The organism is Paraburkholderia sp. USG1 (assembly GCF_031570135.1).
Taxonomy (GTDB): domain Bacteria; phylum Pseudomonadota; class Gammaproteobacteria; order Burkholderiales; family Burkholderiaceae; genus Paraburkholderia; species Paraburkholderia dioscoreae.
In genome coordinates this window covers 1-23,275 of sequence record NZ_JAMWXW010000050.1, presented here as the reverse complement: position 1 = coordinate 23,275, position 23,275 = coordinate 1, and the positions used below count along the sequence as shown (strand labels likewise).

20 protein-coding genes are annotated in these 23,275 nt (G+C 61.6%); 6 read left to right on the top strand and 14 right to left on the bottom strand.

All coding sequences use genetic code 11. The features are described from left to right. Window positions 1–17: 17 nt before the first annotated feature. The gene (locus tag NE850_RS37570) at window positions 18–278 is read left to right on the top strand and encodes a hemin uptake protein HemP (protein WP_007175556.1); all 261 of its coding nucleotides are present in this window, start codon (window positions 18–20) and stop codon (window positions 276–278) included. A gap of 305 nt (window positions 279–583) precedes the next feature. On the opposite strand, the gene NE850_RS37565 is transcribed toward NE850_RS37570, so the two are convergent. The 5 genes from NE850_RS37565 to uvrB all read right to left on the bottom strand — a co-directional run bounded on the left by NE850_RS37565 (window position 584) and on the right by uvrB (window position 6,350). Beyond that, on the bottom strand, window positions 584–1,990 hold the full coding sequence (locus NE850_RS37565; protein ID WP_007175557.1) for a 4Fe-4S binding protein: 1,407 nt from the start codon (window positions 1,988–1,990) through the stop codon (window positions 584–586). Then, on the bottom strand, window positions 1,987–2,832 hold the full coding sequence (locus NE850_RS37560) for an FTR1 family protein (RefSeq protein ID WP_007175558.1): 846 nt from the start codon (window positions 2,830–2,832) through the stop codon (window positions 1,987–1,989). Before NE850_RS37560 ends, NE850_RS37565 begins: the two co-directional genes overlap by 4 nt. A gap of 78 nt (window positions 2,833–2,910) precedes the next feature. Further along, window positions 2,911–3,243, bottom strand: coding sequence for a cupredoxin domain-containing protein (locus NE850_RS37555; RefSeq protein ID WP_035516310.1), 333 nt, complete (start codon window positions 3,241–3,243; stop codon window positions 2,911–2,913). 130 nt (window positions 3,244–3,373) lie between these two features. Further along, complete coding sequence (locus tag NE850_RS37550; protein WP_007175560.1) at window positions 3,374–3,922, bottom strand: iron transporter; 549 nt, start codon at window positions 3,920–3,922, stop codon at window positions 3,374–3,376. A gap of 334 nt (window positions 3,923–4,256) precedes the next feature. Further along, window positions 4,257–6,350 (bottom strand): excinuclease ABC subunit UvrB, encoded by a 2,094-nt coding sequence (gene uvrB / locus NE850_RS37545; RefSeq protein WP_165185434.1) that lies wholly within the window; start codon window positions 6,348–6,350, stop codon window positions 4,257–4,259. Between the two features lie 460 nt (window positions 6,351–6,810). Here uvrB and NE850_RS37540 point away from each other — a divergent pair, with 460 nt between their 5' ends. Next, a complete protein-coding gene (locus NE850_RS37540) occupies window positions 6,811–8,010 on the top strand; it encodes an amino acid aminotransferase (RefSeq protein WP_007175562.1) in 1,200 nt (399 codons plus the stop codon). A 108-nt stretch (window positions 8,011–8,118) separates the two neighbouring features. Here NE850_RS37540 and NE850_RS37535 read toward each other — a convergent pair whose 3' ends face one another. Beyond that, entirely contained in the window at window positions 8,119–9,357 is a 1,239-nt protein-coding gene (locus NE850_RS37535; protein ID WP_007175563.1) for a patatin-like phospholipase family protein, read from the bottom strand. Window positions 9,358–9,367: 10 nt separating this feature from the next. Continuing rightward, on the bottom strand, window positions 9,368–10,165 hold the full coding sequence (locus tag NE850_RS37530) for a 3-hydroxybutyrate dehydrogenase (protein ID WP_007175564.1): 798 nt from the start codon (window positions 10,163–10,165) through the stop codon (window positions 9,368–9,370). A 223-nt stretch (window positions 10,166–10,388) separates the two neighbouring features. Between NE850_RS37530 and NE850_RS37525 the strand changes: the two genes are divergently transcribed. Together NE850_RS37525 and NE850_RS37520 are read left to right on the top strand one after the other, a co-directional pair. Next, entirely contained in the window at window positions 10,389–11,360 is a 972-nt protein-coding gene (locus tag NE850_RS37525; RefSeq protein ID WP_165185432.1) for an aldo/keto reductase, read from the top strand. Window positions 11,361–11,578: 218 nt separating this feature from the next. Next, window positions 11,579–12,424, top strand: coding sequence for a 23S rRNA (adenine(2030)-N(6))-methyltransferase RlmJ (locus NE850_RS37520; protein ID WP_035516315.1), 846 nt, complete (start codon window positions 11,579–11,581; stop codon window positions 12,422–12,424). Window positions 12,425–12,566: 142 nt separating this feature from the next. On the opposite strand, the gene NE850_RS37515 is transcribed toward NE850_RS37520, so the two are convergent. The 4 genes from NE850_RS37515 to cueR form a co-directional block, all read right to left on the bottom strand. Continuing rightward, window positions 12,567–13,607, bottom strand: a complete 1,041-nt coding sequence (locus tag NE850_RS37515; RefSeq protein ID WP_007175567.1) for an ABC transporter substrate-binding protein — start codon at window positions 13,605–13,607, stop codon at window positions 12,567–12,569. A gap of 267 nt (window positions 13,608–13,874) precedes the next feature. Then, window positions 13,875–14,216, bottom strand: a complete 342-nt coding sequence (locus tag NE850_RS37510; RefSeq protein ID WP_007175568.1) for a hypothetical protein — start codon at window positions 14,214–14,216, stop codon at window positions 13,875–13,877. A 232-nt stretch (window positions 14,217–14,448) separates the two neighbouring features. After that, a complete protein-coding gene (locus NE850_RS37505) occupies window positions 14,449–14,595 on the bottom strand; it encodes a DUF3563 family protein (RefSeq protein ID WP_007175569.1) in 147 nt (48 codons plus the stop codon). Window positions 14,596–14,899: 304 nt separating this feature from the next. After that, window positions 14,900–15,322: a Cu(I)-responsive transcriptional regulator gene (gene cueR / locus NE850_RS37500; RefSeq protein WP_007175570.1), complete on the bottom strand. Its 423-nt coding sequence runs from the start codon at window positions 15,320–15,322 to the stop codon at window positions 14,900–14,902. Between the two features lie 122 nt (window positions 15,323–15,444). Here cueR and NE850_RS37495 point away from each other — a divergent pair, with 122 nt between their 5' ends. Both NE850_RS37495 and NE850_RS37490 read left to right on the top strand, forming a co-directional pair. After that, entirely contained in the window at window positions 15,445–15,684 is a 240-nt protein-coding gene (locus NE850_RS37495) for a heavy-metal-associated domain-containing protein (RefSeq protein ID WP_007175571.1), read from the top strand. A 13-nt stretch (window positions 15,685–15,697) separates the two neighbouring features. After that, on the top strand, window positions 15,698–16,618 hold the full coding sequence (locus NE850_RS37490) for an SDR family oxidoreductase (protein WP_310700242.1): 921 nt from the start codon (window positions 15,698–15,700) through the stop codon (window positions 16,616–16,618). A 118-nt stretch (window positions 16,619–16,736) separates the two neighbouring features. Here NE850_RS37490 and NE850_RS37485 read toward each other — a convergent pair whose 3' ends face one another. From NE850_RS37485 to imuA, 3 genes are read right to left on the bottom strand one after another with little or no spacing between them, the layout of a single operon-like run. Beyond that, complete coding sequence (locus NE850_RS37485; protein WP_310700241.1) at window positions 16,737–20,324, bottom strand: error-prone DNA polymerase; 3,588 nt, start codon at window positions 20,322–20,324, stop codon at window positions 16,737–16,739. 5 nt (window positions 20,325–20,329) lie between these two features. Then, window positions 20,330–22,090, bottom strand: coding sequence for a DNA polymerase Y family protein (locus tag NE850_RS37480; RefSeq protein WP_165185425.1), 1,761 nt, complete (start codon window positions 22,088–22,090; stop codon window positions 20,330–20,332). Further along, a complete protein-coding gene (gene imuA, locus NE850_RS37475; protein ID WP_007175575.1) occupies window positions 21,990–22,829 on the bottom strand; it encodes a translesion DNA synthesis-associated protein ImuA in 840 nt (279 codons plus the stop codon). The genes NE850_RS37480 and imuA overlap by 101 nt, the downstream gene beginning before the upstream one ends. Between the last annotated feature and the right edge of the window lie 446 nt (window positions 22,830–23,275).

The following is a 23,275-nucleotide window of genomic DNA, read 5'->3' as shown; positions in this document are numbered from 1 at the left end:
ACCAACAGCTAAAACCAATGACCGATCCCATGCGCCCTTCCACACTCAGCCTGCGCCGCCCCGCGGCCGCGCTGACCAGCCGTCCGAAAGCATCGACGGCAACGGCACCCGGCCAGAAGCCCGGCGCGGATCGCGCCAACGGTTCGGGCGGGACGTCGGAGCGGGTCGTACGCAGCGACGCACTGCTGCAAGGACATAGCCACGTCAGCATCGTGCACAACGGCGAAACCTACCAGTTGCGGGCAACGCGGCTGGGCAAGCTGATCCTGACGAAGTAAGGACGAACAGAGGTAAGTACCGGGTATTGTGGGGACCACCTCCCAGAGAGGTGTTGGGCATTAGCCAGCCACGACGGCTTGCACGTGAGAACTAGACCCCTTCGTGCAGACACCAAGCCAGCCGTCGCAGCCAGCCAGGCCGCTTTTTTGGTTCTCACTCGATGCGGCGACACGCAACGGCGTGTGCCGGTCATGCAGAAAATGGAAAAGCCGTGGGATGGTGTCATCTCCACGGCTTTCGTGTTTGGGCCGGCGTCGGCTGCTGCGTCAGGTCGCAGCGACAGGCCATGCGTTGCTTTGAAGCGTTATTTTGAAGCCCAGCCCCAGAACATCAACCACCATGCACTATCGACCACGGCCAGCGCCGCGACGAACCAGACCATCGCGAGGCCGCGCTGCACGAAGCGCTCGCTATAGCGACGCGTAACGAGCCACGCGAGCCATGCGCTCCACAGATTGGCGATCGCCAGAATCGCGATGCGCATGTCCGACGCCCACCACAACGACACATGCTCCGCGCGCAACAGCGACAGCGTGGTAGCGGACAGGCCGAGGAACACGCCCGCGCCGGCTATCGGAATCAGCCCTTGCGTCAAATGATGCAGACGCACGGCATTGAAGCGCCCCAGCATGCGCGTCGCGCCCATCAGCAGGATCAGCAGCGCGGTGCCGTACACCAGCGCGGTGGCGAGGATGTAGCCGATCACCATCGTGCCGTCGAGCCACGAAAACACATCGTTCTGCTCGGGATAATGCGTGAACAGGAACCACGGCGCATTGGTGTCGAGCGGCCATGTAATGTCGTGATCGACCAGCCAGGTCGCGAAAAACATCTTCAGATCGACGAACCAGCGCGACGCGGTCCAGTGGAACGCGCCGATCGCAATGCCGAGCAGGCCGTACAGGATCAACGCCGTGTCCCACGCATTCGCCTGCTTGTCGCCCAACTGAACCACTTCCGACGACGGCGCGCGCCACGTCAACGCAATCGCGTCGCGGTGCCCGCTGCAGCGGCCGCACATATGGCAGGCCGATGCGCCCTTCATATTGCGCAACGGCACGAGCGGCGCGCAATTGATCGGAATCACCCGATGCCCATGCTCACCGTCCTTGTAGGAACGGCGCCATGCGTCCTCATCGACCTTGTAGTGGAACGGTGCGAGCCGCGCCAGAAGCGAAAAGACCCCGTTGACGGGGCACAGATACTTGCACCAGACACGCTTCTCGCGTCCGTATAGCAGGCCGATGATCATCGCCGCGAAGGTCGAGCCGCCGAGCACCAACAGCACGGCTTTCGGATACTGGTAGACACTCACCATCTGCCCGTAGATGGTCGTGATGCCGAACGCGACGAACGGCCAGCCGCCCCAGCGCATCCAGTGAGGAATCGCCCAGCCTCGTCCGTATTTGCTGGCGAATTCGGCGAGCGCGCCTTCGGGACAAAGCACGCCGCACCAGACACGGCCGAGCATGACCATCGAAAGCAGCACGAACGGCCACCAGATACCCCAGAAAACGAACTGCGCGGCGAGCGTGAGGTTGTTCCACAGGTGCGCCGTGTCGCCCGGCAGCGGCATCACCGCCGGCACCAGAATCAGGAACGCGTACACCGCCACCACGACCCACTGAATGCCGCGAATCGCGGCGCCGTGCCGCTGCATCCACTGCCCAACCGCTGCGAGGCGGCCAGGGCGGGTCATGACGGTGCTCATGCCGCACGCCCGGCGGCTTGCGGCACCGGCTTGCGATTCGCACGGCGCACCAGCAGATAAACCACCGCCCAGTACACCGCGTACGCCAGCAGATTCATCAGCGCCGGATGCGCGCGATAACCGGTCAACGTCGAGACCAGCGAACCGAAGGTGCTCGAGTCGTCGAGAATCGCCGACGAATTCCACATCTGGTCGACGAGCGTCGGCAGGATTTCCTTATCGATCAGCTTGTCGACACCAGTCTGGAACAGGCCCGCGCCGAGAAACAACAGCATGATTTCCGTGACGCGGAAAAAGAGCCGCCACGAGAAGAATTTGCCGCCCAGTTGCAGCACGTAGAAGGTCAGGAACGCGAGGCCGAGGCCGATCACGACCGCAAGCATCTGGCTGCCGTCCACGTGACCGGATTGGCCAAAGCCGAGGCCGTACAGGAAGATCACCGTTTCGCTGCCTTCACGCGCGATCGCCAACGCCACCAGCAGCGCGACGCCCCACCAGTTCGAATCGCGCTGGCTCTTTTGCAGCGACTGCTCCATGTCACGCTTCAGCGAGCGGCCGTGCTGCTTCATCCACAACACCATTTGCACGATCAGCACGCAGGCGATCAGCACCATCGCGGTCTGGAAATAATCCTGCGCGTCGCCGGAGAGCACTTCGGTGAAGCCGACCAGCGCCGCGCCGAGCGCCACCGCCGCGATCAACCCGGCTGCCACGCCGCCCCACAGATACGGCAAACCGCGGCGCGCATCGTCGTCGCCATTTTTCAGCCATGCGTACAGAATGCCGACGACCAGCAGCGCCTCGACACTTTCCCGCCACACGACGAACAGAATCTGACCCATCCAAGCTCTCCCTCTACCCTGCTACTGCCCCGGCGAGCGCACGAGCCGTGAAAAAGCCCGCGCTCGCGCCCCAAGCCGCTACTTCGCGACGATCACACCCTGCGCCTGCTGGTGAAAGTCGTCGAAAAACTTGTACTCGCCCGGTTCCAGCGGCGCGATCACGACGAACGAATCCGCACCCGGCGCCAATACCTTTTCTTTACGCAACTGCACGCTTTCGAATTCGGCCGCGCCCTTGCCGGTATTGCGCACCTCGATCTTGATGCGCTGCCCCGCGGGCACCTCGATGCGCGCCGGAGTCAGCTTGCCGTCGTTCATTTCCAGCTTGAAGGTCGGCAGGTCGGCTGCATGGGCCGCGCCTGCCAGCAAAACCGTGGCGGCGAAGGTTGCGATCTTTCGGTTAATTCTCATTAGCCTTTCCGGAAAACGCGGCGCCGTGGGGTTCATCAACGACGCGCCGCCTGCTGCATTGTTTCATTCAACTATTCGCCCGCGCGCGGCCACGCCGCGAAGCGTGGTCACACATGACGATACGCGGCGCTCAGTAGCCGCCCTTCTTGCCGATGCCGGCGAACGTGAAGTCGTATTCGAGCGTGATCGGCTTGAACCACGGACCCACGCCGGTTTCCTTGTCGACGTGGCGGCCGAAAGCCATGTGGCCGGTTTGCATCGGCGGCTCGACGATCATCTTCAGGTGATACTTGCCCGGACCTTGCAGCTTCACGTTGTCGCCGTAGTGCGGACCGTCGTTGGCGACCATCGCCATCATGTCGCCCTTCTGCGTCTGATTGGAGCCGGCTTTCGTCAGTTCATAACGCACCTGCAGGTACGGCATCCAGTCGCCTTCGGCGAAACCGGTCGGGTTGTTCTTGACCGCGTGGATGTCGGCTTCGAGGTGGATGTCCGAATCCGAAGCTTTGCGCATCATGCCTTCGGGCTCCATCGTGATCGGCTGCAGATAAACGGCGCCGATTTCCATGCCGCCCTGAATCTGCTGCTTGCCGATCGGGTATTCCGCCGCCGTTGCCGACAAAGCCGCGACCGCGGCCACCGCTGCTGCGCCGCCGCGCACAAATGAAGAAATCCGCATTGAAACTCCTTGTTTTTATCAGACTGGAATCGAACCCATTGGAACGGTGCGTTGCGCATGCCTTGACGCAGCGGCTGCGGGCCTGGCTTGAACACCGCGGCCGATCGCAGGCCATCGCATACGAACGTTAATGCGAACCATTCTCAATATTGGTCCAGTTTATCATCGATCGCAAGGGAGAACAATTCAGAACGCACGCAAAGCCTTATGCCAGCAGGGTCTTAAGGGGCTTTTAAGGAAGTGCGTGGCATGACGCGGCGCGCTGCCGGGCGAGCACCCGGCAGCAATTGACATGGGCGCGGCGCATTGCCGCGCCCCGCGGCGGGAGGACGCATTACTCGACGCCGGAGACGTGATCGCCGACGTTCGCGCCGAACACCCGCTGGCGCAGCAAGGCGAGCTGGTCGCGCGTCTGCGCGGCCTTTTCGAACTCGAGGTTCTTGGCGTGCTCCATCATCTGCTTTTCGAGCCGCTTGAGTTCTTTGGCAAGCTGCTTCTCGGACATGTCTTCGAACTTCGCGCGCGCCTGCTGTTCCTTCAGTTCGGCGCGGGCGTCGTCGACGTTGTACACGCCGTCGATAATGTCGCGAATCCGCTTGACCACCCCACGCGGCGTAATGCCGTTCTCGAGGTTGAAGGCGATCTGCTTGTTACGCCGCCGCTCGGTTTCGTCGATCGCGCGGCGCATCGAGTCGGTGACCCTGTCGGCGTAGAGAATCGCCTTGCCGTTCACATTCCGCGCCGCCCGGCCGATGGTCTGGATCAGCGAGCGCTCGGCGCGCAAAAAGCCTTCCTTGTCCGCGTCGAGAATCGCGACCAGCGACACTTCCGGGATATCCAGCCCTTCGCGCAACAGGTTGATCCCAACCAGCACGTCGAAGGTACCGAGCCGCAGATCGCGGATGATTTCGACCCGCTCCACCGTATCGATGTCGCTGTGCAGATAACGCACCTTGACGCCGTGGTCGGCCAGAAACTCGGTCAACTGCTCGGCCATGCGCTTGGTCAGCACGGTGACGAGCACGCGGTCGCCCACCTTGACGCGCTCGTTGATCTCGCCCAGCACGTCGTCGACCTGGCTACGCGCTGGCCGCACCTCGATTTCCGGATCGACGAGGCCGGTGGGACGCACCAGTTGCTCCGCCACCTGTCCGGCCGTCTTCTGCTCGTAGTCCGCCGGCGTGGCGGAAACGAACACCACCTGGCGCATCTTGCGTTCGAACTCGTTGAACTTGAGCGGCCGGTTATCGAGCGCGGACGGCAAGCGGAAACCGTAGTCGACCAGATTTTCTTTACGTGCCCGGTCGCCGTTGTACATGCCGTTCAACTGCCCGATCAGCACGTGCGACTCGTCGAGCATCATGATCGCGTCCGGCGGCAGGTAATCGACCAGCGTAGGCGGCGGCTCGCCGGGTGCCGCGCCGGAAAAGTGCCGCGAGTAGTTCTCGATGCCCTTGCAGAAACCCAGCTCCTGGAGCATTTCCAGGTCGAAGCGGGTGCGCTGTTCGAGCCGCTGCGCTTCGACCAGCTTGCCGCCGCTATAGAAGAATTCGAGCCGCTCGCGCAGTTCGGTCTTGATCGTTTCGACCGCGCGCACCACGGTATCGCGCGGCGTCACATAGTGCGACGACGGATATACCGTGAAACGCGGAATCTTCTGACGCACGCGTCCGGTAAGCGGATCGAACAACTGCAGCGTTTCGACTTCGTCGTCGAACAGTTCGACGCGCACCGCCATCTCGGCATGCTCGGCCGGGAAAATATCGATCGTATCGCCGCGCACGCGAAACGAGCCGCGCTGGAAGTCGGCTTCGTTGCGGTTGTACTGCATCGCGATCAGCCGCGCGATGATGTCGCGCTGGCCGAGTTTGTCGCCGGTGCGCAGCGTCAGGATCATCCGGTGGTATTCGGACGGATTGCCGATACCGTAAATGGCCGACACTGTTGCCACGATCACCACGTCGCGCCGCTCCATCAGGCTCTTGGTAGCCGACAGCCGCATCTGCTCGATGTGCTCGTTGATCGACGAGTCCTTCTCGATGAACAGGTCGCGCTGCGGCACGTACGCTTCCGGCTGGTAATAGTCGTAGTACGAGACGAAGTACTCGACCGCATTGCGCGGGAAGAACTCGCGGAACTCCGAATAGAGCTGCGCGGCGAGCGTCTTGTTCGGCGCGAACACGATGGCCGGGCGGCCGAGCCGCGCAATCGTGTTCGCCATTGTGAAAGTCTTGCCTGAACCGGTCACGCCAAGCAGCGTCTGGAACGCGAGGCCGTCCTCCACGCCTTCGACAAGCGTGTCGATCGCCGTGGGCTGATCGCCGGCAGGCGAATACGGCTGGTAGAGCTGGAACGGCGAGCCTTCGAAACTGACGAATTTGGATTCGTCGAGCGTATCTTCGGCTTCAGTCAGATGTTGTTCGGACATGTGGGGCGGCATCGGGCCTTGGGGCAAAGAACTATTCTAACGGGTTGCGGGAATCGACGATCGAGCGGGTCTGCGTAGGCTTTTCGAGGGTTCGCGCGGGTGTGGCCGGAGGCGATGTGGCGGCCGTTTGCAGGAGTCGCACGGCATTGGCTCACGGGCAGCCGGGCTTGCGTGTCCAGCCTCGGCCTTTACGGCAGCGAGCCGTTTTCCGGCCCTTTGCGGACGGTCTCACGGACAGAGCCGCTCATGGCACGTGGTATCGGAGTGCCTGTTTTTCAAGCAGAAATTTCCGGCCGGCCGGCTTTCTCGACCGAAAAATGGTCGCGAATTCGTTACAATGCGAAGTTGCGCTCGCTCGCCGCTGTCCGCAGTCCGTTTGCGCGTTGCGCCGGACGCCTCTGCTGGCCCCGGCCGTCCGCAATCGAAGCCGCCCTCTTTTCACTACTGCTGCCCACCCATCATGTCTCTGTTCTCCGCCGTCGAACTTGCTCCCCGCGACCCGATTCTGGGCCTGAACGAAGCCTTCAACGCCGATACGCGCACCACCAAGGTCAACCTTGGCGTCGGCGTGTACTTCAACGAAGAAGGCAAGATTCCGTTGCTGCGCGCCGTGCGCGACGCAGAAAAGGCCCGCGTCGATGCCGCGCTGCCGCGCGGGTATCTGCCGATCGAAGGCATCGCCGCTTACGATGCCGCTGTGCAGAAGCTGCTGCTCGGCAACGATTCGCCGCTGATCGCAGCGGGCCGCGTCGTGACGGCGCAGGCGCTGGGCGGCACGGGCGCGCTGAAGATCGGCGCGGACTTCCTGAAGCGCCTGAACCCGAACGCCAAGGTCGCGATCAGCGATCCGAGCTGGGAAAACCACCGTGCGCTGTTCGAAGGCTCAGGCTTCGAAGTCGTGTCGTACCCGTACTACGACGCGCACACCCACGGCGTGAATTTCGACGCCATGCTGAGCGCGCTGAACAGCTATGCCGCCGGCACGATCGTCGTGCTGCACGCGTGCTGCCACAACCCGACCGGCGTGGACCTCAACATCGAGCAATGGAAGCAGGTTGTCGAAGTCGTCAAGGCGCGCAATCTGGTGCCGTTCCTCGATATCGCCTACCAGGGTTTCGGCGACAACATCGAAGCGGACGCAGCGGCCGTCCGTCTGTTCGCCGCGGCGGAACTGAACGTGTTCGTGTCGTCGTCGTTCTCGAAATCGTTCTCGCTGTACGGCGAGCGCGTCGGCGCGCTGTCGATCATCACGGCCAGCAAGGAAGAAGCCGCTCGCGTGCTGTCGCAACTCAAGCGCGTGATCCGCACGAACTACTCGAACCCGCCGACGCACGGCGGCTCGGTGGTCGCGGCAGTGCTCGCGTCGCCGGAGCTGCGCGCCACGTGGGAAACGGAACTGGCCGAAATGCGCGACCGCATCCGCGCCATGCGCAACGGTCTGGTCGAACGGCTGAAGGCTAGCGGCGTGGATCGCGACTTCAGCTTCGTGAACGCGCAGCGCGGCATGTTCTCGTACTCAGGTCTGACGGCGCCGCAGGTGGACCGTCTGCGCGAAGAATTCGGCATCTACGCCGTGAGCACGGGTCGCATCTGCGTGGCCGCGCTGAATACGCGCAACCTGGACGCGGTGGCCAACGCGATCGCTCACGTATTGAAGTAAGGCATTGGAAAGCGCGGGCACGCATTGCACGCGCTTTGATGGAACTTGCACTTGCTTATGAAAACGGCGCTCTTTCGGGCGCCGTTTTTTTGTGGCCCGTGCGGTTCTTCAGCGCGAATCCCGGTGGATATCGTGCGTGACAAAGCCTGCGTCGTTATTCGGCATGTCGAGCCAATCCGGTTGCACGAGCGAACGGCGAATATCCTCCAGACCGCTTTGCCAGTGTTCACGCATGGTCGAAAGGCCGAACTGGAAGTCCTTGTAATGCCCTTCGTATTCTTTCTCACGGTAGATGAGATGAATCACGTTGTAGCGCTTCGAACACGACAGATCTTCCGCGAGTTTGCACCACGGATCGTCACGCTGATCCGCGGGCACGCGTTCCAGCACCTCGTGCAATACGTGCCGGAAACGCTGCGACCGCTGCAGCATGTCGGTCACGAGACGCGTGCGGCTCGAATACTGGATGTCCTTCATGCGCCCCTGGACGTCGGTGATGTTGTCCGGCACCGGCCCGATCGCGCTCCAGAGATCGACCTGGAACGCGAGCGTGTCGCGGCGCGGCGTGGACTGGATCACCTCGTAGAGCGGCGTGTTCGACATCAAACCGCCGTCCCAGTAATACTCGCCGTCGATCTCGACCGCCGCGAAGCCTGGCGGCAGCGCACCTGACGCCATGAAGTGCTCGGGCCTCAGTGTCGTGTGCGTGTTGTCGAAGTACGCGAAATTGCCCGTACCGCAATTGACCGCGCCCACCGAAACCCGCGTTTCGCGCGAATTGATCCGGTCGAAATCGCACAGCGCTTCGAGCGTGGCCTTCAGCGGCGTGGTGTCGTAGTAACTGGCCAGCTGCGGCGGTCCGGACACCGTGGGCAACGGCGGCGGGAAGCGCGGCACGAAAAAGCCCTTTTGCCCCTCGACGATGGCGCCCATTGCCTGGGTTGCCGTGAACGCCTTGCGTACGGCTTCGCTGGAGTTGAACAGCGCGTGCTCGATAAACGTGGGCAACGATGGGCCGAAAGCCGGCTGACAGATCGTCTCCCAGAATTGCCGCAGCCGCTCCACGCGCTTCTCCGGCGGATTGCCGGCAATAATGGCCGTATTCAACGCGCCGATCGAAATGCCGGCGAGCCAGTTCGGCTCGATGCCGGCTTCGTGAAGGCCCTGAAAGACGCCGGCCTGATAGGCGCCTAACGCACCGCCACCTTGCAGCATCAGGGCAACGGTTTCGTAATCAGGCAAATGGATGTGCCGGCCGGGGTGCACGGCGGGCGCCGGACCGGCGCCCTCGCCTTCCCCGTCGCCGGGCGCGCCGGCGCGCGCCCGCTTGAGATTGCGTTGCGCCATGGGCGCCTCCTTATTGCATATACCAGCCGTGGCTCACAATAAAGGACTGCCCGGTGAGCGCCGCCGTCGGGAAGGTCGACAGGAACAGCACCGTCTGCGCGACGTCTTCCACCGTGGTGAAGACACCGTCGACCGTACCGCCCAGCATGACGCGCTTCACCACGTCTTCCTCGCTGATGCCGAGCTCCTTGGCCTGCTCGGGGATCTGCTTGTCGACGAGCGGCGTGCGCACGAAACCCGGACACACCACATGCGAGCGCACGTTGTGCTTTGCGCCTTCTTTGGCGAGCACGCGCGAGAGGCCCAGCAGTGCGTGCTTTGCCGTCACATAAGCCGATTTGAGCGGCGACGCTTCATGCGAATGGACCGAACCCATGTAGATCACGATGCCGCCGCGATCATCTTTGTACATGTGCTTGAGCGCTGCCTTGGTGGTCAGGAAGGCGCCGTCCACGTGGATCGCCTGCATCTTCTTCCAGTCTGAAAACGAATAGTTTTCGATCGGATTGACGATCTGGATGCCGGCGTTGGAAATGAGAATGTCAACCGAGCCGAGTTCCGCGGCCACCTTGTCGATGCCCTGGTTGACGGCGTCTTCGTTCGTGACGTCCATCGCCACACCGATTGCCTTGCCGCCGCCCTTTCTGATTTCTTCAGCAACGGCATTCGCCCCGTCCTGGTTCAGATCGGCGATCGCGACCGCCGCGCCCGCTGCGGAAAGGGTCAGCGCAATCTGCTTGCCGATGCCGCTTGCGGCGCCGGTAACCACCGCGACTTTGCCATTCAGATTTGTGTTCAGTGAAGACATCCAGAACCTCCATGCAGTTGATGAGCAATGAGACCACGGGCCGCCGGCGGCGTGAAGTCAGCCAAACGGCATAGGCCGTTCGGCCGGATGCTGCAGTGCGGCCAACGCTGCTATTGTGCATGAACCGTGTGAACTCCATCGGTAAAAAGCGTGTTGCAGCTTATCTCTTTAAACTGGACGTTTTCAGCGGGATTCCGGTGGCATCACCAACAAGGAGGAATGCATGAATTATCGACGACTGGGCCGCTCCGGCCTGCAAGTGAGCGAACTGTCAATCGGCTCGTGGGTCACCTACGGCAACCAGGTGGACAATCGCGCGGCGCGCGAATCGCTCGCGGCGGCGCGCGATGCGGGAGTCAACTTCTTCGACAACGCCGAGGTCTATGCCGGCGGCAAATCCGAAGAAATCATGGGCCAGGCGCTCAAGGAACTGGCTTGGCCGCGCGTGAGCTATGTGGTGTCGACGAAATTCTTCTGGGGCCTCGCGGAAGCGCCGAACCAGTACCACACGTTGAACCGCAAATATCTGCTGAATGCGATCGACGCGTCGCTGAAACGTCTGCAACTCGACTATGTCGACCTGGTGTTCTGTCATCGTCCTGACCCGAACACGCCGGTGGAGGAAACCGTCTGGGCCATGAGCGACATGATCACTCGCGGCAAGGCGCTGTACTGGGGCACCTCCGAATGGAGCGCCGATGAAATCCGCGCCGCTTATGACATCGCGCAACGGCATCATCTGCACACGCCGGTCATGGAGCAGCCGCAGTACAACCTGTTCCATCGCAACCGCGTCGAGCAGGAATACAAGCGGCTCTACGAGGATATCGGCCTCGGCCTGACCACCTGGAGCCCGCTGGCGTCCGGCCTGCTGACCGGCAAATACCGCAACGGCGTGCCAGCCGACAGCCGCGCGCAATTGCAAGGCTACGACTGGCTGCGCAAGCAGGTCACCGACGCGGGCAAGAACGACGTGGTCGGCAAGCTCGGCGAAGTGGCGGACGAGCTGGGCTGCACGGTCGGTCAGCTCGCCATTGGCTGGATTCTGAAAAATCCCAACGTCAGCACGGTGATCACGGGTGCGTCGCGGGTCGAACAGATCGGCGAAAACATGAAGTCCGCCGAGGTGGCAGGGCGGATCACGCCGGAGTTCAAGGAGCGGATCGAGGAAATTATCGGCGACGCGCACGACTGACCGGGGTGGCACCCGAGAGCGCGTAACATGAATCGGCGGATCGCGGCCGGGATCGTGTTACGCGGCGCTCACGGCAAAGCGCGGTGCGCATCGCGGCGTCGCGTACAATACGCGGCCGCGCTGCACACCGGCGCCGTATGCCCGTTGTGCAGCCGCATTGCATCCGCAGCGCCGAATCCGCCCCGGAGCGGCATGCCCTCTTTCAGCGTCTCCTCATCATGCTCAGCTACCGCCACGCCTTTCATGCAGGCAATCACGCCGACGTTCTGAAACACGCCGTCGTGTTGCAGCTCTTGCGTTACCTTGGCCAGAAGGACAAATCCTACTGGTATATCGACACGCATGCGGGCGCCGGCGTCTATTCGCTGAAGGAAGGTTACGCGACCAAAACCGGCGAGTTCCGGACTGGCATCGCCAGATTGTGGGAGCGCAACGATCTTCCGCCGATGTTCGCCGACTACGTCGACGAAGTCAGCGCGCTCAATCCAGACGGCCAGTTACGCTTCTATCCCGGCTCGCCGTATATCGCGTGGCGGCAGATGCGTGAGCAGGATCGCATGCGTCTGTTCGAACTGCACACCACCGAAATCGACGTGCTGCGCCACAATTTCCGCGACGCGGGCCGCCGCGCCATGCTGTATGCGGGCGACGGCTTCGACGGCATTCTCGCCTTGCTGCCGCCAGCGCCGCGCCGCGCGCTGGTGCTGCTCGATCCGTCGTATGAGGACAAGCGCGACTACACACGCACGCTGCGCTGTGTCGAAGAAAGCCTGAAGCGTTTCCCGACCGGCACGTATGCCGTCTGGTATCCGCAAGTGAGGCGTCCTGAGTCGCTGCGTTTTCCCGATCAGTTGAAGAAACTGCAGGACAAAAACTGGCTGCACGTGAGCCTGACGGTCAGCAATCCGCCTGAAGACGGTTTTGGACTTTTCGGCAGTGGCATGTTCATCCTGAACCCGCCATACACACTGGCAAAAACGCTGAAAGACCAGATGCCATGGCTCGTCAAGGTGCTAGGAGAAGACAACGCCGCACAGTTCAAGGTGGAATATCGCGGCGACTGAGCTTCATGGTGTGGTGGTGAGCTTTGGTTGGCTGCGAGCTCTTTCGTGACCGCTGGCGTACGCAGTTCGTCTGGACTGTGAGCGTTGTGCCCGGCTACGCGCGACGCGCGCAGCCGGCTGCTCGGCGAGTCACTCCCGCCGCCTACTTGAGTTGCGCCGCGGCCTTGCGGGCGAAGTCGTTGGTATAGGTCGCGTTCAGGTCGATCTTTTTCGGATCGAGCCGGTTATCGAACGAGGACAACGCGCGCAATGACGTCGCCGGACCGTCCGCGGGCATCAGGCCGTCCGGCGAATAGGCGTCGCGCACGTTGTGGAACGCTTCCACATAAAGCGTCGGGTCGTTGAGCAGATAGGCCGGCGGCACCATCTTCAGCAGATCGGCATCGCTCGCGGTCTGCAACCAATGATCCGCGCGCACGATCGCATTGGCGAGCGCCTGCGTGGTCTTCGGGTACTTCTGGATGAAACTGTCTGAGGCATAAAGTGTCGCCGCCGGCATCGTCCCGCCGAACACCTCTTGCGTGCCCTCCACCGTGCGCGTGTCGACCAGCACCTTGATCGCACCGCTGCGAGCCAGTTTGGTCATCATCGGATCGACGTTGGAGAGCGCGTCGATCTGGCCGCCGCTCACCGCCGCGAGCACGGCGGCGCCGCTGCCCACGCCGATCGCCGAAATCTCGTTGCGCTGGACGCCGGCTTTGCGCAGAGCCACGGTGAGCACGAGATCCGTCGACGAACCCGGCGCGCTCACGCCGACTTTCGCGCCTTTGAAATCCGCCATTGTCTTGAGTTGATCGGCCTTCGATTTCAGCACCGCCACAACGATCTGCGGCGCGCGTCCCATCAATGCGAACGCCCGGTAGTGCTGCCCTTTTTCCTGCATGAACAGCGTGTGCTCGAATGCGCCTGCGCCCACGTCGGCGCTGCCACCTACCACCGCTTCCAGCGCTTTCGATCCGCCCGCGAAGTCTTCGAGCGTGACATCGAGGCCTTCGTCCTTGAAGTAGCCCAACTGTTGAGCGGTGAGTACCGGCAGATAGTAAAGACCCGGCAGACCACCGACGGCCATTGTCAGCGCGGGCTTCTCCGGCGTGTCTTTGGCGAGCGCGGTGCCGGGTAGCGCAACCAGCGCGAGCACCGTGACGCAAGCGCTGGCAGCCTGTCGCATCCAGTAAATCGGCATTCGATGTCTCCTTGTTCTGTTTATCGTCGATACGGCGGCGCAGGCTTGATGCGGACCTGAGTCGCGGGCGATAGACCGCGCGATGATTGTCGTCTGACGGTTTCGCCCGCGCCATGCGCCCAAACCCCAATGGTGCATGCCGCTGCGGCTCGTCAACCGCACGAGACACAGGCGTGCCGGCGTACGCGCGGCGGCTGCGGACGGCTACTCGCGGAAGCGTCAATGGAAAGGGAGAAGAGCGGCCGGGAGCAATCGGGCCGCGAGCGCTTATTGCGGACGAGGCGCTGGACGGGGCTGCGACTGCGGTGGCATGGCCCCGCCTGCAGGCAACTGGATATACGGCGCAACGACGATCGGGATCGACGAATTCGGCGCCAGTTCGGCCGGTGTTGCGATGGGCTGCGCCTCGACGATCGGCTGCCGCGAAAGCGGCGCGGTCTGGAGCACGGTTCCGCTCTGACCGTCGCTGATACCGTTCTGCGAGTCGAGAATCACCGGCTTGCGCGCGCTGGTCGACGCGGCAGAAGCGTTCGACATGGCAAAGACCGGTGTCAGCGAGGCTGCAAGGGTCAGGACCAGGATGGATGGAAGCGTGCGGACAGGTGACATGGGCGGACCGGTTGAGTTTGAGAAGCCGGATTGCGCGGAAAACGCTTTACCTTACCGCGACGGTAGGCGCGAGGCTAGTCGATATTCGCCACGAATAGTTTTCGGGCGCCGTCCGGCCGCGATTTTTGCAGCCCAGATGTGACAAAGCCCCGCATAGACAGACGGGGCTCAACGCTTTTACTGCCACGGCCGCGCATTAGCGCTGCCAGGTCACACTTGATGCATTTGAAACTTACAGGGAGTAGCCATTGCTTTCGAGCGAACGAATGCGCTGTTCAAGTTGGACGATGTCCGAAGACGAAGCCAAGTACTCTTCACGACGGGTACGTTCTGCAGTTTCAAACCAGGTGCTCAGCTTTTCAAGTACGTATGCAAACATGATGTTCTCCAAGGATCAAGATTGAATCCCCGGTGGATTGGGCATCAGGGATTTCCCGTAAAAGGGTTAACCCGAATTATAGACCGATGGTGCAGGCTTACTAGTGAAATGCCCGCATGACGTGCATTCCGTTTTGGAATGGTGCACGGGCGCGGTGCACATAAGTTATTGATTTCGCTGAATTCGAGATGCGTTTTTCTCGATGAATGATGTTTCCCTATATTTTTATGCATTATATTGGTGCATACACTGCTCGAATTGCGGCGAATTCAGACTTCGGCTTGCGAACCGACGTCACAACACGTCAAATCGGATGACAACCCTGCCCTGAAACCAGGTCGGTATCGGCAAGGCGTTCGATAATTGGGCAATCGGGGCGGTCGTCGCCGTGGCAATGGTCGGCCAGGTGCGCCAACGTGTCGCGCATATCGGTCAGTTCGGCGATGCGTCGATCCAGCTCTGCAACGTGTTCCAGCGCAATCGTCTTCACTTCGGCGCTGGCGCGCGAGCGATCGTGCCACAGTGCGAGCAGCCGTCGAATGTCTTCGACCAGAAAGCCGAGCCGGCGCGCCTGGCGGATGAAGCGCAACGAATGAACCTCTTGCGGGCCGTATACGCGATAGCCGGCGCTCGTGCGCGCTTTGGCCGCCAGCAAGCCGACGCTTTCGTAGTAGCGAATCATTTTCGCCGTGACGCCCGACACGCGGGCCGCTTCACCGATATTCATGGCGTTTCCCCTAGTATGTGGATCGATCGTACACCTTCCCATCATGGGAAGGTCACCACTCAATTGCGGATCGGCAGGCATAATTCAACTATCGCAATATCCATTTTCCCGAGGTAATCCCGATGACGATCGAATTCCAGGTTGAAGGCATGAGCTGCCAGCATTGTGTCGCGGCGGTCACGAACGCCATTCGCGAACACGATGAAGCCGCGCAGGTCCAGGTGGATCTGGCGTCCGGGCGCGTGACGGTCGAATCGGCGCAACCGGCTGAGACGCTCAAGGCCGCCATCGACGAAGCCGGTTACACGGTAACCGGCGCGGCAACTCGCGCAACAACCGGCGCGTCCGGCGCAGTCCGCTAAGCGAGCTCACGGCATGTTTAAAGTTGCCGTCATCGGCGCCTCGGGGCTGCTCGGCCGCGCGCTCGCAGACGAACTGGCACAGCACGCCGGCTGGCAAGTCGTGGCCACGGCATTCAGCCGGCCGGCGCCAGGCAAGATCGCGCTGGATATTCGCGACGCGCGGGCGGTCGAGCAGTTCGTCGAGCGCGAAGCGCCGGACGCGCTCGTGATTACCGCGGCGGAGCGCCGACCGGACGTGTGCGAGCACGATCCCGCGCTGGCCCGCGCGCTGAACGTCGATGCGGTGCGCACGCTTGCCGCAGCGGCGAACCGGCGCGGCGCATGGACACTGTCGATCTCCACAGATTACGTGTTCGACGGCACGCATCCGCCCTACCAGCACGATTCCGTGCCCGCGCCGCTCAATGCCTATGGGCACAGCAAACTCGAGGGCGAGCGCGCGCTGATGGAATCGACCGACCTGGGCTGCGTGCTGCGTTTGCCGCTGCTGTACGGGCCGATCGTCAGTTGGGCCGAGTCGGCCGTGACGAGTCTCGTGCCGGCGATCGCCGCGTCGGCTGCACCGGCTGGCCAACCCGCCGTCATGGATGCATGGGCAATCCGTTATCCCACCTTCACGCCGGACGTCGCGTTCGTGATCCGGCAGATGCTCGAATTGCATGCGCGCGGCGATGCGATTCGCGGCATCGTGCAATGGTCGGGCGACGAACCGATGAACAAGTACGAGATCGCCGTGCGCCTTGCCGAAGCGTTGCAACTCGACGCGCATCTGACACCGCAATGCACGCCAACCGATGCGACGCCGCGCCCGCATAACTGCCACCTGGCTTCGACCCGGCTCGAAGCGCTCGGGATCGGCCGCCGTACACCGTTCGATATGGCGATCCGGCAAGTGTTGGCCGCGTTCCCGTGGCGCGGTGCCGCGCAGGCGTAGAACGTCTCGTCGGGCAGATGGGGCCGGCCACGAGAAGTCGCCCATGTTGCGATGGGTGCGGCGCACCGGCACGATAGCCTGACGCCGAACCGGCGCGCTTGCCTACGGCCAGCCAGCCTCAGTGAAAATCGCGGCTCGCCGTAGCCAGTTCGCCGAGCCATTCGCTGTGGTCCTCTAGGCGATGGGCGACGAGATGGATCACCTCGCCTTTGTGTTTCTGTTTCGCCTTGCCGGCCTGATTCGCGTGAACGCCATTGTCGGCATGATTGCCTCCGGTAGCCACGCCGTCGTCGCGCTGCAAAACGCCGTAGACCGCCAGCAACGATGCGCCCAGCAAAACCTTGCGCTGCTTTTCCACCAGCGACGGCCACACGATCACATTGATCGAACCGGTTTCGTCTTCGATCGACACGAACACTGTGCCGTTTGCCGTGCCTGGCCGTTGTCGCACGGTGACGATGCCGCACGCTCGCGCCAGCGTGCCGTGCTGACAGGCGGCAAGTTCGGCGGCAGAGCGAAAACGCTGTCGCGCAAGGCGCGCACGCAACAGTGCGAGCGGATGACGGTTGAGCGTGAGACCGAGGCTCGCATAGTCGTCGACGATTTCGCGGCTTTCTGCTGCCTGCGGCAACGCCAGCGGCGCTTCGGCGATCGGCGCATCGCGGAGCAATCTGGGCACCGTGTGCTGCGCCGTCACGGCCCACCACGCTTCGCGCCGATGTCCCGCGATACTGACCAGCGCATTCGCCGCAGCAAGCGCTTCGAGATCGCGCCGCGTCAAGGCCGCGCGGCGCGCGAGATCGTCGACATCGGTAAATTGCGCGTCGTTGCGAGCCGCCATGATGCGTTCGGCGACCCCTTGCGCGAGGCCCTTGATCAGATGCATGCCGATGCGCACGGCGGGACCGCGCGCACCATAGGTGTCCGACGGTTGAAACACGCGGGCAGTCAATCGCTGTGCGGCGCGCCGGACCGTCCTGCTCACCGTCAGGCGCCGCAGCGAAAGATCGCGCAATTGCTGAGCAGATAGTACGGTCTGCTGACGATGCAAACAGGTTTCGCCCGATGAGATCCGCCGCCCTTCATGACCGCGTCTTTCGAATGTCGACTCCCAATCGCTCAAGGTCACGTCGGGTGGCAATACCTTGACGCCGTGACGTTTCGCGTCCTGAACGAGTTGCGACGGCGAGTAAAACCCCAGCGGCTGACTGTTCAGCAAACCAGCCAGAAAGGCAGCCGGTTCGTAGCGCTTCAACCACGCGCTGAGATAGACGAGCAATGCGAAACTCGCCGCATGGCTCTCCGGAAAACCATACTCGCCGAAGCCTTCGATCTGTTTGCAGATGCGGTCGATGAACTCCTGCTCATAGCCGCGCTTGAGCATTCGCTTGTTCAAATCCTTCTGATACTTCGCAAGGTTGCCACTGCGCCGCCATGCTGCCATGGCGCGCCGCAACTGATCGGCCTGCTCGCCGCTATATTCCGCCGCAACCATTGCCAGATGCATGACCTGTTCCTGGAAAATCGGCACGCCGAGTGTGCGTTCGAGCACGGGACGAAGTTCATCCTTCGCATAGTCGACCGGTTCGAGGCCCTGCTTGCGGCGCAGATAGGGATGCACCATGCCGCCCTGAATCGGCCCGGGCCGTACGATCGCCACTTCGATCACGAGATCGTAGTACTTGTTGGGCTTCAGGCGCGGCAGCATGCTTTGCTGCGCACGCGATTCGATCTGGAATACGCCGATCGTATCGGCATGCCCGCACATTTCGTAGACAGCCCGATCCTCGCGCGGAATATCCTGCACCCGGAACTTCGGAAAACCGCGCCTTAATGCAACGAATTCCAATGCGCGCCGAATGGCCGACAACATACCGAGCGCCAGCACGTCGACTTTCAGCAGCTTGAGCGCGTCGATATCGTCCTTGTCCCATTCGATCACGCTACGGTCTTTCATCGTCGCGTTTTCGATCGGCACGAGTCGCGACAGCTTGTCTTTCGCAATCACAAACCCGCCGACGTGTTGCGACAGATGACGCGGAAAGCTGCGCAACTCCCCGGTGAGGCGAATCAGATTCTGCGTGATGTGCGAGTTGGCGTCGAAGCCCGCTTCGGCCAGATATCCCGCGACCGCATCCGTGCCGTCCCACCATTGTTGCGACTTGCTGATCCGCTCGATCAACGACGCCTCGAGCCCCAACGCCTTGCCCACATCTTTTAGCGCACTGCGCGCGTGATACGTAATCAGCGATGCAGTAAGCGCCGCTCGATGACGGCCGTACTTCGTGTAGATATATTGAATCACCTCTTCGCGCCGCTGATGCTCGAAGTCGACGTCGATATCAGGCGGTTCGTTGCGCGCGCGGGAGATGAATCGTTCGATCAACATGTTCATGTTCACAGGGTCGATTTCCGTCACGTGCAGGCAATAGCAAACAATCGAATTCGCCGCCGAACCTCGACCCTGACACAGAATGTTTCTGGAGCGCGCGAAACTCACGATATCGTGCACCGTCAGAAAATACTTTTCGTACTTCAGATCGGCAATCAGCGCCAACTCCTTTTCGATCTGACCGATCCGCTTCAGGTCCATGCCTTCAGGCCAGCGCTCCATCGCGCCGGCCATGACCAGCTTGCGCAGATAACTCGATGGCGACTCGCCGACGGGCACCAGTTCTTCGGGATACTCATACTTGAGTTCGTCCAGCGAGAAGCGGCATAGCGCGGCGATACGCAGCGTTTCTTCCAGCGTATCGCGCGGATACAGTTTGCCGAGCCGTACGCGCGTACGCATGTGGCGCTCCGCATTCGCTTCGAGCGCGTGACCGCATGCCGATAGCGGCGTGACGAGGCCGATCGCGGTCATCGTATCCTGCAAAGGCTTGCGCGAGCGGGCATGCATTAGAACGCCACCTGCCGCGACCAGTGGCAAACCGCTCGCTTTTGAAATCATGCGCAAGGCGTCGATCTGAAGATCGTCGCTACCTGTTTGCCAGAGTTCGAGCGCGATCCACGCACGCTGTGCAGCGAATGATGCGAGCCAATGCGCACAACGCAGCGTATGCGAGAGTGTCGCCGCGCGCTGCGGCACGAGCATCAGGACGCAATCAGGCAATGTCTGCAGATGTGCCAGATGGGGCAAGGAATCGGTGAAGTCTGACGGACCGAGTCGATAACTGCCTTTGTCAGCGCGCGAGCGGGCCAGCGTGATCAGTTCGGAAAGATTGCCGTAACCGTTGCGGTTGGTTGCTAGCGCAACCAGGGTGCAGAAGGGTTCGCCGATTTCGTCAGTCAGATTGAGTTCACTGCCGATGATCAGATGAGGGAGGGGTTTTAATGATTCGGCATCCTCTATTTCTTCGGCTTCCTGTTGTATAGCTCCAGTTTTCGATGCATCTTCCAAAGGCGCTGCCGCCTGCTCCGCTTTGGCCGCTTTGGCCTTATCCTCGCGCTCTTTCTGCTGACGCTCCCGCTCCTCCCTCATTTCCTTCAACGCCGTATGGGCTCGAACGACGCCTGCCAGCGAGCATTCGTCGGTGATCGCGAGCGCGCTATAGCCACGCGACATCGCCTGCTCGACGAGTTCATAAGGATGTGAAGCGCCACGCAGAAAAGAGAAATTAGTCAGGCAATGCAACTCGGCATATGCCGGCAAATGGGTGGCAAGTGTCTGCTTCGCAAGGAATGATGGCTGGGATAGAGGCATGATGTTCAGCCGAATAAACCCTGCAAATACCACTCGCCGCTAAGACGTTCGCGGTATACCCAGAACATATGGCCGCCGTCATCGGCCGCGACGTAGTAATCGCGCTCGACACGGTTGCCGTCCCACCACCCTGCCTCAATCCGTTCGGTACGCGTGAGCATTTTCAGCGGCCGGCGATAGATCGGCCGCTGGTCACGCATCATCAGACGCAGCGGCTTATCGAGCATCCAGACAGGGCGAGGCTGGGAAGGCAACGCGCTGTCGGGTAGGTCGAGGGACGTCTGTGCGTTGTTGGGTTGCGGTGCGGATGTGTTGGTATTGCTAGCGTTACTCGTTCTGGATGGGTGTTGGCTGGCCTGTGTAGCCCTCTCGCCGTCTTCGCGCCCTTCCTCCGCGGCAGCGTGCCGCAACTCATCGGTCAGCCAGGTTTGGTCCGCTTTGAGTTTCGACCGGGACTTCGCTGGCGAACGCTTCTTGCGCGAAAACGCTTGCGCCTGATAGGCTTCAACGCGCATCGCCCGTTCGGGACGATGATCGTCCTGCACCGACATCTGCAGCACATTCTCAGGCCCCAACCGCGCACTCAGGCGTTCGAGCAGACGTGCAATCGAATCCCCATCCGATTCGGGCATGGGGAACAAGGTGTCCGACTGCCCGGCATATTCACCGATCTGATCCGCCACCAGCTTCAACTCGATAACCGGTGCCACCAGCACTGTCTGATTGAGTTTTTCCCGCAGCAACCAGATCAGATGCTCGGCATCACGCGACGGTATGGCCCATGCGACCTTCAGACTCGATGTCTTCGGTGCATGACGGGACGCCAATTCATGCTCGAGCAGCAACGTATAACCGCTGAGCGCCGCATGGTGCGCGCTCAGCCAGCCGGCTAACTGCACAATCAGCCGACGCGCGGCAAACAGCAATGCATCCGCGTTATCGACCCGCGAGGGCAACTCCAGTTGCGCATGAAACGACGCCGGCGCCCGAAACGATTCGCGTGGATCTGGGCGCGTACCATACGCCTGCGCCAGCAGATCCAGAATTCCGCTACCGAAACGTCGCACGATACCCGAGCGTGGCAACTGACCCAAATCGGCCAGTGTCGTACAGCCGACATGCGAAAACGCATCGCGATGCGCCTGCGTGACCGGCAGTAGCGATACGGATAAACCATCGAGCACGCGCGCGAGCGAGGTTTCCTTGACCACATGCCAGCGACGCCCTTGCTGAGCACAGCGCGCCTGTGCCAACAGCCACGCGCCCCAGGCGGTCGGCGCACAGGCAATGCGCGCCGTATAGCCAAACTCCGCCACCGTGGCGGACACCCGAGCCAACAACGCGCGCAAGCCGCCGAACAACCTCAAACCGGAACCGACTTCCAGCAGCAGGGTGTGCGCGTCGGCAAGCGACACTTTCGGTGTGTACGCCAGCAATGCAAGCGCGATTGATTCGAACGACTGAGTTTCGCGGGCGGCGTCGGCGGCAAGCAGTTCAAGCCCCGGTGCCAACGCCAATGCATATGAACGCGAGTGACCTGCATGCACGCCGGCGCGCAGTGCATCGAAATCCGGCATCAGGATGTGCGCATGATCGGCCAGGGCGTAGCAATGCCTTTTATCGATGTCTTCGGCATTGTGGGGTTGGCCTGCTTCGTCGCGCGACTCACGCCGATTCGACTTCGCGAGCAAACCAGCCGGGAGCGGCACGAGAGGCTTCACCGCTTCCAGTGACAAGAGTGGCAATGTGACTGCGATCCACAGCATGTTTGATCTCTGGTTCTTGATGACTGCCGACCCCGTTTTCCGGCAACAAAACGCTTTGTAAAGGCAAAACAAGCCGAAGAGGCTCAGCTAGCGGCGGCCCGCGACGCTTGAAGATGTCGATCGACAAACCAATCTCCTGTAGCCATTGACGACGGTTGATCGTCTGCGCATTGGCCGGCAAGAGCGGCTCGCAGATCATTCGCAACGGTGCCGGGGAAGATTGCCGGGCCGACTCGATAGGCCGGATCAAAAATGCCAGCGAGGCCGACTCCTGAGCCGCCACCTGGAGACGCCGGACTTTGTCGGCGCGCGCATTCGGCAGCCAAACCAGGACCGCGCCAATGCCATCCTGCTTCAAGGCCTGAGCAGCGGCCCACAGGGCCTGGTCTTCACTCGAACGCACCCATAAGACTCGCTCGACATCGACACCCCAAGCGCTCAAAGCCGCCGCGCATGGTTGATATGGAGGCGCCACGAGCATGACATGCCGCCCGGCCTGCTTCGTCAGATAACAAAGCGCATGGGCTAGCAGACGTACTTCACCCACGCCACCATGTTCGATCAATAACTCCGTCAGGCCGCCAGCCGACCAGCCCTGTCCCGGCAACAACTTATCCAGTTCGGCATAACCGCTGGAAATCACACGCGAGTCCGCCTCGGCAAGCTCATTGCCCTGCCACACCTGACGTCGCAATTTGGACGACAGCGCGGTCGTCGCCAGCTGAATCGCTGCTGCCATAGACACGCTCTTGAATAGGGAATGCTCCGCCCTGCCCGACATCGGGCAAGCATGAAGCAACGATTTTTCACTGTATATTTATACAGTATTTTGAGATGGATGTTAAGGTAGCGGGCAGCTACGCGATGCGCGTAGGAAGAACTGACGGAATTTATCAAACTGTTTTTAGGACAGCTTGTGCCCGTGGGAAGGAGCTATTTTTTGCTCCAGTGTGGGGCAGTTGTAAAAGGATAGAAGTCGAAATGGATCTCGGGACAATACCGGGAAATTGGAGCTGACGGGCTACGCGAAGGCGGTGCGGCTGGGGAAGGAGTGAAGGGGGTTGTTCGTGTCGGATTCGTGTCGGGTTTTCGCGCTGATCCGGTTCTGTAAGGGCGGTGTGGAGGGGTTGGTAAACGCAGAAACCCCACCTTTTTGGGGTGGGGTTTCTGTCTGCTGCGGGGGAG

What these genes read in the sequence shown, in the direction of transcription:
- NE850_RS37520 (WP_035516315.1), top strand. Translation starts at nt 11,579, where the DNA reads ATGCTCAGCTACCGCCACGCCTTTCATGCAGGCAATCACGCCGACGTT.
- NE850_RS37490 (WP_310700242.1), top strand. Translation starts at nt 15,698, where the DNA reads ATGTTTAAAGTTGCCGTCATCGGCGCCTCGGGGCTGCTCGGCCGCGCG.
- NE850_RS37565 (WP_007175557.1), bottom strand. Translation starts at nt 1,990, where the DNA reads ATGAGCACCGTCATGACCCGCCCTGGCCGCCTCGCAGCGGTTGGGCAG.
- cueR (WP_007175570.1), bottom strand. Translation starts at nt 15,322, where the DNA reads ATGAATATCGGTGAAGCGGCCCGCGTGTCGGGCGTCACGGCGAAAATG.
- NE850_RS37495 (WP_007175571.1), top strand. Translation starts at nt 15,445, where the DNA reads ATGACGATCGAATTCCAGGTTGAAGGCATGAGCTGCCAGCATTGTGTC.
- NE850_RS37485 (WP_310700241.1), bottom strand. Translation starts at nt 20,324, where the DNA reads ATGCCTCTATCCCAGCCATCATTCCTTGCGAAGCAGACACTTGCCACC.
- NE850_RS37515 (WP_007175567.1), bottom strand. Translation starts at nt 13,607, where the DNA reads ATGCCGATTTACTGGATGCGACAGGCTGCCAGCGCTTGCGTCACGGTG.
- NE850_RS37560 (WP_007175558.1), bottom strand. Translation starts at nt 2,832, where the DNA reads ATGGGTCAGATTCTGTTCGTCGTGTGGCGGGAAAGTGTCGAGGCGCTG.
- NE850_RS37505 (WP_007175569.1), bottom strand. Translation starts at nt 14,595, where the DNA reads ATGTTTGCATACGTACTTGAAAAGCTGAGCACCTGGTTTGAAACTGCA.
- NE850_RS37535 (WP_007175563.1), bottom strand. Translation starts at nt 9,357, where the DNA reads ATGGCGCAACGCAATCTCAAGCGGGCGCGCGCCGGCGCGCCCGGCGAC.
- NE850_RS37525 (WP_165185432.1), top strand. Translation starts at nt 10,389, where the DNA reads ATGAATTATCGACGACTGGGCCGCTCCGGCCTGCAAGTGAGCGAACTG.
- NE850_RS37570 (WP_007175556.1), top strand. Translation starts at nt 18, where the DNA reads ATGACCGATCCCATGCGCCCTTCCACACTCAGCCTGCGCCGCCCCGCG.
- imuA (WP_007175575.1), bottom strand. Translation starts at nt 22,829, where the DNA reads ATGGCAGCAGCGATTCAGCTGGCGACGACCGCGCTGTCGTCCAAATTG.
- NE850_RS37555 (WP_035516310.1), bottom strand. Translation starts at nt 3,243, where the DNA reads ATGAGAATTAACCGAAAGATCGCAACCTTCGCCGCCACGGTTTTGCTG.
- NE850_RS37480 (WP_165185425.1), bottom strand. Translation starts at nt 22,090, where the DNA reads ATGCTGTGGATCGCAGTCACATTGCCACTCTTGTCACTGGAAGCGGTG.
- NE850_RS37550 (WP_007175560.1), bottom strand. Translation starts at nt 3,922, where the DNA reads ATGCGGATTTCTTCATTTGTGCGCGGCGGCGCAGCAGCGGTGGCCGCG.
- NE850_RS37530 (WP_007175564.1), bottom strand. Translation starts at nt 10,165, where the DNA reads ATGTCTTCACTGAACACAAATCTGAATGGCAAAGTCGCGGTGGTTACC.
- NE850_RS37540 (WP_007175562.1), top strand. Translation starts at nt 6,811, where the DNA reads ATGTCTCTGTTCTCCGCCGTCGAACTTGCTCCCCGCGACCCGATTCTG.
- uvrB (WP_165185434.1), bottom strand. Translation starts at nt 6,350, where the DNA reads ATGTCCGAACAACATCTGACTGAAGCCGAAGATACGCTCGACGAATCC.
- NE850_RS37510 (WP_007175568.1), bottom strand. Translation starts at nt 14,216, where the DNA reads ATGTCACCTGTCCGCACGCTTCCATCCATCCTGGTCCTGACCCTTGCA.